This window comes from Streptomyces hydrogenans, from assembly GCF_014656075.1.
GTDB lineage: Bacteria > Actinomycetota > Actinomycetes > Streptomycetales > Streptomycetaceae > Streptomyces > Streptomyces hydrogenans.
This window is the reverse complement of record NZ_BNBS01000282.1, coordinates 1-1,609: the sequence shown is the minus strand read 5'-3', so window position 1 is coordinate 1,609 and position 1,609 is coordinate 1. Positions and strand designations below refer to the sequence as shown.

The following is a 1,609-nucleotide window of genomic DNA, read 5'->3' as shown; positions in this document are numbered from 1 at the left end:
GAGCCGCGGGCGTTCTGCTGTTCGGGATCGTCGGAGCGGTCGCCGCCCTGAGCCGCCCCGATTCCACCGGCATCGGCGACGTACTCCCTTCCGTCGCCGGAGCCTTGGCGGGAGCCGTCGTCCTCTATCTCCTCGCGGCAAAAGCCGTGCAGGTACCTGCCCCGGCCGGCGTGGGCGTGGAAGACGGCGAGGGCGGATGGAACCGGCGTGGCTTTCTCGTTGCCGCCGGCGTCACGGCCGTGGCGGCGACCTCGGCCGGTGCGCTGGGCAGGTACTTCGGCGGTCGGCAGGGCCAGGGCGCCGTCGCCTCCCGCGAGAGTCTGGTCCTGCCCGAGCCTGCCTCCCCGGCGCCCGCGGTGCCGGTCGGCGTCCAGTTGAAAGTCCCCGGCATCACCGCCTTCACCACCCCCAACGCCGACTTCTACCGCGTCGACACCGCCCTGACGGTGCCCAAGGTCGACGCCGGCACCTGGCGGCTGCGGATCCACGGCAAGGGGGTCACCAGGCCCCGCACCTACACCCTCGACCAGCTCTTGGCGCGCCCCCTCATCGAACGCGACATCACCCTGACCTGCGTCTCGAACGAGGTCGGCGGCCCCTACATCGGCAACGCCCGCTGGCTCGGCGTCCCTCTCGCCGACCTTCTGAAGGAGGCCGGCGTGATCCCTCCGTCGCGGGGAGGGAAAGCCGATCAGCTGGTGGCGCGCTCCGTGGACGGCATGACCCTCGGTTCCCCGGTGGAGGACGTGATGGACGGCCGCGACGCGATGCTCGCGATCGGTATGAACGGCGAGCCGCTCCCCTTCGACCACGGCTTCCCCGTCCGCATGCTCGTCCCCGGCCTCTACGGCTACGTGTCAGCCTGCAAGTGGATCGAGGACATCGAGCTCACCACCTTCGACGCCTACGACCCCTACTGGGTGAAGCGGAAGTGGGCCCGCAGGGCGCCGATCAAGACCCAGTCCCGCATCGACACCCCCAAGCCCTTCGCCCGCCCCACGGCCGGAACGGTCACCGTCGCCGGTGTCGCCTGGGCCCAGCACCGCGGCATCACCCGTGTCCAGATCCGTGTCGACGACGGGCCGTGGCAGGACGCAGACCTCGCCGCCCAGGCAGGCGTCGACACCTGGCGCCAGTGGTCCTACCGCTGGAACGCCACCCCCGGCGGACACAACCTCACCGTCCGCGCCACCGACGCCACCGGCCAGACCCAGACCGAACAGCGCACCCGGACCATCCCCGACGGAGCGAGCGGCCGGCACAGCGTCTTCGTCACCGTCACCTAGACCACCCGGACGGCCGCAAGGCACTCACCGGGCAGCACAACCAACCACCTCCATACCCAGAGAAAGTCCCAAGGAGCAACTGGTCATGAACAGCATGAAGATCCGCCGTACCGCGATCGCCGTCGTCGCCGCAGCCGCGCTGCCCTTCTCCCTGGCCGCGTGCTCGGACTCCGGCAGTGAGACCAAGGCCGCCCCGAGCGCGGGCGCCGAGGACGCCGCGAAGACCAGCGAGAGCACCCCTGCGGGCGACAACATGACCGACGACCAGCCGTTCGGACCGGCCTGTGCCGGCGTGCCGAAGGAGGGCGCCGGCTCGTTCGAGG

At 71.0% G+C, this 1,609-nt stretch carries 1 protein-coding gene and 1 pseudogene; both read left to right on the top strand.

Annotated elements, in window-relative coordinates; translation table 11 throughout:
- A partial coding sequence (locus IE321_RS41400; protein ID WP_190226768.1) for a molybdopterin-dependent oxidoreductase occupies positions 1-1,286 on the top strand: 1,286 nt, incomplete at its 5' end.
- 85 nt (positions 1,287-1,371) lie between these two features.
- Positions 1,372-1,609: pseudogene (locus tag IE321_RS41395) on the top strand (fasciclin domain-containing protein); the annotation flags it as partial.